Here is an 8,822-nt window from a genome sequence, read left to right on the forward strand (position 1 = left end):
GTCTAATCACGCAAAGATAAAAGATTTGTTTTGATTTATGCCTTTCATAATCCCGTTTTTATGTAAGTTTGTTACATATTTAATCACCAAATAATAAAAATACCATGTCTGTAAAAGCGTATATTGAATCTAACAAAGAACGTTTTCTGGAAGAATTATTTTCATTAATTCGTATTCCATCTATTAGTGCTAAACAGGAACATCGTCCCGATATGGAGGCTTGTGCCCGTCGTTGGACGGAAGTTTTGCTCTCTTCGGGTGCCGACAAGGCGGTTGTTATGCCGACAAAAGGTCATCCGGTAGTATACGGAGAGAAACTCATCTCGAAGGAGGCGCCAACAGTGCTTGTCTATGCCCATTACGATGTTATGCCGGCAGAGCCACTGGATCTATGGCAAAGCGATCCGTTTGAGCCCGTTATCCGTGACGGACGCATCTGGGCGCGTGGTGCCGACGACGACAAAGGCCAGGGCATGATACAGGTAAAAGGTTTTGAAACCGCCCTTCGCGAGGGATTGTTGCAATGCAATGTGAAATTTATTTTTGAAGGGGAAGAGGAGATCGGTTCGCCCAGTCTGGAAGATTTCTGTAAAGAAAACAAAGAACTGTTAAAAGCTGATATCATCCTTGTGTCCGACACCAGTATGGTCAGTGCCGAAACACCGTCGTTGACTACCGGACTCCGTGGCCTGGCCTATTGGGAGGTAGAGGTGACCGGTCCGAACCGCGACCTGCATTCAGGCCATTTCGGCGGAGCGGTGGCCAATCCTATTAATGTCTTATGTAAATTGATGGCTGATATTGTCGATAGCGACGGACGCATCACCATCCCCGGTTTCTACGACGATGTGGAAGATCTGTCGCCTGCTGAACGGGAGATGATCGCACAAATACCCTTCGACGAGGAAAAATACAAAGCTGCTATTGATGTCGAGGCTCTGTTCGGCGAAAAGGGCTATTCCACGCTGGAACGGAACAGCTGCCGCCCGACCTTTGATATTTGTGGTATCTGGGGCGGTTACACCGGAGAAGGAAGCAAAACGGTCCTGCCCTCGAAAGCATACGCGAAAGTATCCTGTCGCTTAGTGCCTCACCAGGATTACCAAAAGATATCCGACCTGTTCGAAGCCTATATAAACCGGGTAGCTCCCGACTATGTGAAGATCAAGGTGCGCCCTACGCATGGTGGTCAGGGCTATGTCTGCCCGATCGATATGCCGGCCTACCAGATCGCGGAGAAGGCCGTCGGTATTGCTTTCGGCAAAAAGCCTTTGGCAGTGCGCCGGGGTGGAAGCATTCCTATTATCTCTACCTTCGAAGAGGTATTAGGGCTGAAAACAATCCTAATGGGATTCGGATTGGAGCAGAATGCCATCCACTCGCCGAACGAGAGTTGCCGCCTGGATTTCTTTTACCAGGGCATCGAAGCCGTGGCCGAGTTCTATAAAGGTTTGATGTTGTCTTTATCTGAATAAAAGAAATGCCGATCACCTCGGCTATTTTTGGAAATTTAATCTCCTGGGGTTTGCCTTCCGTCTGTCTGACGGGCATTCTCCAGGAGATGTCACATATGGCATGTCCGTAGAAAATATTCGATTCCGCAAAAGCAAACAACCCTATCCCCATAGCACGTCTCTATAGGTATCTATTCTGGGCGATGGAAATTGGTTTTTACGCCGCCCTACTGCCAACCATCAGCACATTTTGTTTAATCAAACAATCAAATCATAATCCATCCTGGATTCAAAAAAAAACATTCTCCAATTTGACAATTTGCAAATTGGAGTTGATCCGATTTTCGTTTGTAGGTAGGCAGAAAACATTGTTTCGCATCACCATTACCTAAAGTGCAAGGAAATCGTCTATTTCGAGGTCGGAAGATTTATGTACAGAAAAATTTACGTAATAGTTTGGTTTATATCATAAACTTATTTATATTTGCACAATCAAATTGATTTTATTTATATAAACCCGTATTATTATACACAAATTCAACACATTATGGAAGAGATGCAAGACAGACAATTAAACGAGAAAGAGAGCTTGGAGTTAATCTCCCGCATGATCCGCAACACACAGGAGCGGATGGAAGAAGGCAGTGGAACCATGTTTCTGATATGGGGATACACTACCGTAATTGTAACAATGGCAGTATGGGTCATGATAATGAGAACAGGAGACTATGTATGGCAATGGCTTTGGTTTCTTTTACCGGTTTGTGCCGGAATCATGACGATGATACATTATAAAAAGCAGGGAAAGAAACCACATGTATCCACCTATGTAGATAAGGTAATCAATTATATCTGGGTTGTATTAGGCATCACCGGCTTTTTATTGTCGGTCGTTTCTATTCTATACCGGTTGCCACTCTTGTTTATCATTGTGTTGATTATGGGAATCGGAACAACATTGACCGGGCTGGTGATCAATTTCCGTCCGTTGGTGATTGCCGGTGTATTAGGGATGATACTTTCTACTGTTCTTATATTACGGATGCCCTATACGATGATGCTGCAAATATTCTCCCTTATCTTTCTGATTATGATGGTTATTCCCGGGCATTATCTAAACTATAAATCCCGCAAAAGAAATGTTTAAAGAATTAGATCCATTATTGCTTTCGGAGCTCCGATTGGCGGTTATGTCTATTCTGATCTCCGTGGAAGAGGCCGACTTTGTCTACTTGAAAGAGAAGACAAACGCGACGGCCGGGAACCTGAGCGTGCAGATCGATAAATTGCAACAGGCGGGATATATCGATGTCCGGAAAACTTTCAAAGGGAAACGACCGCAGACCATCTGCAAAGTGACCTTCAAAGGTATCCATGCTTTCGAGAAATACATCGAAGCATTGAAGAGTTATATCAACATACAAAATCACTAAATGTAGTGATTGCCCGTTCTTCTCTTTTTCCTTTCCTTTGCAGGCGAAAAATAAATGCTACAATGAGAAAGAGAAAAGCTGGCATGCTCCTATGCCTGGCCTTACTGGCCACCCCGTTTTTGCGTGCGGAGAAAGAGATTCCTCACGAGAATGACACCATCAAGACATACAACCTGGATGCCATCGTAGTCACCTCGTCGACCAAAGAGACGAATAACCTGCGCAAACTGCCTGGTTCGGTCTCTATCCTTTCTCCGCAACTGATCAACGGACGACAGATCGACGCCTTGAAAGACATCAGCGCGTTTGTACCTAATCTATATATTCCCGACTATGGTTCCAAAATGACCTCCGCCATTTACCTCCGAGGCATCGGAGCGCGCAGCAGCGGACAGTCGGTCGGACTCTATGTCGATAATATTCCTTACTTAGATAAGAGCACGTTCGACTTTGAATTTGCCGATATCCAACGTATCGAAGTAATGCGCGGACCACAGGGTACGCTCTACGGAAGAAACGCGATGGGAGGTATTGTCAATATCTATACCCTTTCGCCTTTCAATTTCCAGGGCACTAAGTTGTCGGTTTCCGCCGGTAACTACGGTCAACTGAAGGTGAAAGCATCGCATTACAACAAACTAAGCGAGACGGTTGGCCTCTCGGTCAGTGCCTACTACGACCGCAACGATGGCTTTTTCACCAATGAATACACCGGCAAGAAGGCCGACGCGGAAGAATCGGCAGGAGGCCGCGTGAAATTCGACTGGCGCATCACGCCCCGTCTGACCGCCGCCTATACCTTTTCGTACGACTATGCCGACCAGGGCGCCTTTCCGTATGGAAAATACAATGAAGAAACCGGAGAGACTGCCCCCGTCATGGTGAACGATCCGAGCTCATACAAACGCAATACGCTGGCGAACCACCTGCAATTAGAATACAAAACCGACCGGATATTGCTGACAAGCACCACGGGATTCCAATGGCTGAAAGATGATATGCGCATGGATCAGGACTACGACACCACCTCTGTATTTACCCTCAACCAACGACAACTGCAACGCGCCTGGAGCGAAGAGATAGCGATTAAGAGCAATCATACCGGCAATTGGCAATGGTCATTCGGACTGTATGGCTTCTATAACCAATTGAATACCGAAGGGCCTGTCACCTTTAAGAAGGATGGTATGCAAATGTTTCAGAGTATATTCGATGAGATCAAAGCGCCCATTGCGTTAAACGTGACCGGCGATGAATTATATATCCCCGGAAGCTTTGAGACACCCTCTTACGGAACCGCTTTGTTCCACCAATCTACGATCAATAACCTGTTTACGCCCGGCCTTTCATTGACTGCCGGTCTGCGTCTCGATTATGAAAAGCAGGAGATGACCTACCGTAGCAATGGTAAGATGATGCTCTCGGGAAAGATGCCCGGTCCCAGTCCGGCGATCGATCTCAGCAGTTGGTACGACGAAACAGTGATCGACGAGCAGGTATCGCAGGATTTCTGGCAGGTATTGCCCAAGGTATCGCTGAAATACGAATGCACCCCCTCTACCTTTACCTACCTTTCTGTGGCCAAAGGATATAAAACCGGAGGCTATAACGTGCAGATGTCAGCCGATATCATGAAGGATCACATGAAGTATGATATGATGAATGCCTTCAATCAGAAGTTTCAAGAGATGCACATGAATATTACCCTGCCGGTGGAAACGCCTGCTCCGTTGGAAGAGGTGATGTCTTACAAACCGGAGAAGAGCTGGAACTATGAATTAGGTGCCCGTAGCGAACTGATAGAAAACCGCCTTCATGCCGAAGCCACCCTTTTCTATATGGATATCAAGGATCTTCAACTGACCAAATTCGTTGAAAGTGGTAGCGGCCGTGTCCTGACCAACGCCGGAAAGGCAGAAAGCTATGGGGTGGAATTGTCGCTTCGCGCCCAGCTCTTTGAAGATCTCTCGGCTGATGTCAACTATGGATACACCCACGCGACCTTCAAAGACTACAACGACGGCATAAATGACTATGCCGGCAAGTTTATTCCCTATACGCCGCGTCATACCCTCAGCCTTGGCCTGCAATACAACAAGCTGCTTCGCAATAGCTGGATCGATCAGTTGACCGCATCGGCACAATACAATGGCGCGGGAAAGATTTTCTGGACCGAGCAGAACGATGTGACACAGAAATTCTATGGATTACTGAATGCGAAGGTAGGTGTGCGCAAAGGCATTGTCAACCTCAGCCTCTGGGCACGCAACCTGTTGGATACCGACTACGCCACCTTCTATGTGGAATCGAAAAGCACCAACAACAAAAACGCCTCCTTCATGCAATTGGGCAAACCCCTGCAGGTAGGCGCCGAAGTATCGATTGCCTTTTAAGCGAAGCGACAGAGTTTTAACACAAAGACACGAAGCTCTATTTGAAAGACGGAGTTCACAGAGAAGCGCTATTGGCGCTTCTCTGTGAACTCCGTCTTCTCCTTTATTTTTATTTCATTATATTTGCAACGAGTCATTATTCGATCAGGCAATATGAATATCCGTTATTTCTACTTTTTATATTTCTTCCTGTTAATCGGGAGTCTCTCCGGTGTATACGCGCAAAATAAGGCGGAAGCCGCAGCAACGAAGCAGTTGCTCACCGCCCTGAAGAATCCGGATCGCACACAACGCACTACCGCGCTCGAAGCAGCGTCGGCTTATGCCGATACGCCGATGTATATCGATGTCTATAAAACGATGGCTAAAGCCAAACCGGAGGTAAAAACAGATATCCTACAATGGATAACCAAAGAAGCCGCCAATCCGGAGAAAAAAGAAAAACTGCGTCGCCTGGAGATTAAGTTCGACCTACCGGGCACGCAGGTCTTGGCCAATCAATTAAAAACACCCGACAACAACGTAAAAGAGGCAACCGCCCAAGTAATGAGTGCAATTGGTCACCCTGATTTTATCGGCGTGTTGACCGGCATGCTCAGTAGTCCCGACAACGAAGAGGTAACGATTGCGCAAAAGGCGCTTTCCACCTTTCCGGGAGATATCGATCGGGCAGTGGCTCGTATAATCCCGCAAGCGGGTGACGCTGGGAAGATAGCCGGCCTGGAGCTCCTGGCTGAGCGCAAGGCAAACGCGAATGTGCATACGGTGTTCGATCAACTTAAATCCATCTCCCCGGAGGTGCGGAAGGCAGCCCTGGTCGCTTTGAAAGAGGTGGTTTCGGAAAAAGACTTCACCCTGCTTGCAGGTATGCTGGAATCAGCCGAAGAGGATGCTATCCCCTATTTGCAACAAGCAGTCATTTCCTCGTTGGATGTGCAGGATCCCGCCACCCGCTTTGACACAGTAAGCCGCCGCATGATCCTGGCCGGCGAGAGCAAAAAACACCTCTACTTCACAGCATTGGCAACCACCGGTCTGCCCGATGTCCTCCCCCTGCTCACCACTGCCTACCAAAACGGAAATGAAGCCGCCCGGGAAGCTCTTCAAATCGCCCTAAAAACAGCCACCACCGACGAAGAACGCACTGCTATCCGCCAGTTATTGGAAGAAGAGGGCATAGAAAAGAACTAAAAACAAACTCCTCCTATCTCTTCTCTGATCCGGCGATCTCCTGTTTAATATATAATAATTGAATTATCGGATTTGAATTTCCCCAAACACTTCATTGTTAAAAACTTCCTATATTTGCACATATGGGAAGTATTCTTCTAATGATATTGGCGTTTATATGCGTGATTATAGGGGTTGCCGGTTCTGTTTTGCCCGCGCTGCCCGGTCCTCCTGTTGCCTATCTGGCGCTTTGGCTGGCGAAGTGGAGCGGCTATCAAGACTATTCCTCCTCTTTTTTGATATGGACGGCTGTGGCGATGATTGCGATCACGGTGATCGACAATGTGCTTCCGCCCTATATCACCAGCAAATCAGGCGGTTCCCGTTACGCGACGATTGGTTCCATTGTCGGTATGCTGGCTGGTATTTTCTTCTCGGCCATCGGTATGCTGATGGGTATGCTACTGGGCGCTTTTATCGGCGAACTATTGTTTGCCCGAAACGGGGCAGACAAAGCGTTTAAAGCGGCATTGGGCGCCTTTGCCGGATTCCTGCTCGGCACGGGACTCAAATTGTTGTATTGTTTCTATGTGTTTTACGCGATTATCTTCTAAGAAGCTGTTATTCTTCTCCTACCAGGTTGATCACCACATATTCCGACTGTGAACCCAAACGGAATTTACCACCCCAAATGCCCAAGCCGGAGCTTATATAATAATGGGTATTTCCTTTTTGCAGGTAGCCATGATCTTTCTCGAAGATCACCTGGGTGACCAGTGTCGCCGGCCAAACCTGTCCGCCGTGCGTATGTCCTGATATTTGCAGGTCGATCCCGTTTTCTTCCGCCTCTTCCAGGTGGTTGGGCTGATGATCGAGCAATAGAATCGGCTTGGTATTATCCAAAGAGGCGACCAGTTCGCGGAGCGGTTTGCGCGAGGCATTGCTGCGGTCGTCGCGACCTACGACATAGAAACGATCACCTACCAATGCAACAGCATCTTCCAGGAGGGTGACCCCAGTCGATCTCAGAAACGCCCTGGCCTGCTCTTTGCCGGCAATATACTCATGGTTGCCAGGAATCACATAGGTGCCATACTTACTCTTTATCCGGCCAAACACAGCGCCCATATTTTCTTTGTAAAGCGGCGTGACATTGTTGTCCGTAATATCTCCGGCAATCAATACTATATCCGGGTTTTCCTTGTTGATCAATTCCGTCCAGCCTTCAAACTCCTTTTTCCCGATACCATAACCCAGGTGCAGGTCGCTCACGGCTACAATCTTCAACGGACTGCCCGACAATGTCTCTTTCTTCACGGGAATAGTCAGTTCCACCCTTGTTTTATGTGTATAACGATAATAGCCGATCGACAGGATCACAGCCATCACACAGGCCACGCTGCCCAGTCCGATCCAACTGTTATACAAGATTTTGTCAACCGGAAGTAGATGCGTTACCCGCAATATATCCAACACCAGGAACAACATAAACAGATAAAGCAGTGCAATCAGCCAGGAGGTACCTACTTTATACATAAAAGCCGAGACGGAAACCGGGAACACGCCGCCAAACCCCATGCTTATAAACGGGCAAAGAAACAAGAAAAGCCCAACAAGGATCAGAATGATCCGCCCCACCAAGCTCGGTGGCATCATCTGCCATATCCGGTAATACACATAAGCGTATCCACCGCATACAACGGAAAGCATCATCAGTATAGGTAAAATTCTCATAATCGTGCATTGAATTGGAAAGCAAAACTATGGAAAATAAAGATAAGGTACTCCCCTCCTCCTCTATTTTATACGTTTTATACCAATAAAAGGTATGAATTGACGAACACACGATGTTGTCAGGCCTTAAGTTTTTTTAAACCGATTCAATCGCTTTTATATAATAAGGACATTCTGATATTCTTTCCATCATGTAACAAATCGCCATCCTCAATAATGTGAACAAACGTTAATTCGCCCATTTCCAGCAAAACCCCCAATTTACGATTTGTAATTTCCGCAGGACTTTGCGCGCAAAAAAGCAGGACTTCGGAGACAAACTCCCGGGAGAAACACTTTTTAACGTATGGGATTGTAAGTAAAATGGGCATTTTGCTTACAATCGAGTTTTTAACATTTTGGAGGTTAACGTGCGAAAATGAACGGTAAGATCTTCAAAAAGGATAAAAATTGAAGGTTTACAGAAAGCCCGGAAGGAATTTAACTCCTAATAACCCCCAGTGAAGAGAGCGAAGCGAACGACTGGGGGTGATAGCGAATGTAGAAACAAACCAACGCCGAAGGTGTTGAATTAAAGGTCGGTCTTAGCCAATTGAACCCTTTTCGGGTTCATGAGATATTAAGTCCTTTATGCAGCA

At 46.9% G+C, this 8,822-nt stretch carries 7 protein-coding genes; 6 read left to right on the plus strand and 1 reads right to left on the minus strand.

The genetic code is table 11. The features are described from left to right. Nucleotides 1-104: 104 nt before the first annotated feature. The 6 genes from M2137_RS09440 to M2137_RS09465 all read left to right on the plus strand — a co-directional run bounded on the left by M2137_RS09440 (nucleotide 105) and on the right by M2137_RS09465 (nucleotide 7,064). Nucleotides 105-1,475 (plus strand): dipeptidase, encoded by a 1,371-nt coding sequence (locus M2137_RS09440; RefSeq protein ID WP_280766180.1) that lies wholly within the window; start codon nucleotides 105-107, stop codon nucleotides 1,473-1,475. A 526-nt stretch (nucleotides 1,476-2,001) separates the two neighbouring features. After that, nucleotides 2,002-2,601: a hypothetical protein gene (locus M2137_RS09445; protein ID WP_280766181.1), complete on the plus strand. Its 600-nt coding sequence runs from the start codon at nucleotides 2,002-2,004 to the stop codon at nucleotides 2,599-2,601. Next, the gene (locus tag M2137_RS09450; protein ID WP_280766182.1) at nucleotides 2,594-2,887 is read left to right on the plus strand and encodes a transcriptional regulator; all 294 of its coding nucleotides are present in this window, start codon (nucleotides 2,594-2,596) and stop codon (nucleotides 2,885-2,887) included. Before M2137_RS09445 ends, M2137_RS09450 begins: the two co-directional genes overlap by 8 nt. 62 nt (nucleotides 2,888-2,949) lie before the next feature. After that, nucleotides 2,950-5,280, plus strand: coding sequence for a TonB-dependent receptor (locus M2137_RS09455; RefSeq protein WP_280766183.1), 2,331 nt, complete (start codon nucleotides 2,950-2,952; stop codon nucleotides 5,278-5,280). A 153-nt stretch (nucleotides 5,281-5,433) separates the two neighbouring features. Then, the gene (locus M2137_RS09460) at nucleotides 5,434-6,471 is read left to right on the plus strand and encodes a hypothetical protein (protein ID WP_280766184.1); all 1,038 of its coding nucleotides are present in this window, start codon (nucleotides 5,434-5,436) and stop codon (nucleotides 6,469-6,471) included. A 122-nt stretch (nucleotides 6,472-6,593) separates the two neighbouring features. Beyond that, complete coding sequence (locus M2137_RS09465) at nucleotides 6,594-7,064, plus strand: DUF456 domain-containing protein (RefSeq protein WP_280766185.1); 471 nt, start codon at nucleotides 6,594-6,596, stop codon at nucleotides 7,062-7,064. Nucleotides 7,065-7,071: 7 nt separating this feature from the next. On the opposite strand, the gene M2137_RS09470 is transcribed toward M2137_RS09465, so the two are convergent. Next, nucleotides 7,072-8,184: a metallophosphoesterase gene (locus M2137_RS09470; RefSeq protein WP_280766186.1), complete on the minus strand. Its 1,113-nt coding sequence runs from the start codon at nucleotides 8,182-8,184 to the stop codon at nucleotides 7,072-7,074. Between the last annotated feature and the right edge of the window lie 638 nt (nucleotides 8,185-8,822).

Source organism: Parabacteroides sp. PFB2-10, from assembly GCF_029893085.1.
Classification (GTDB): Bacteria; Bacteroidota; Bacteroidia; order Bacteroidales; family Tannerellaceae; genus QVMG01.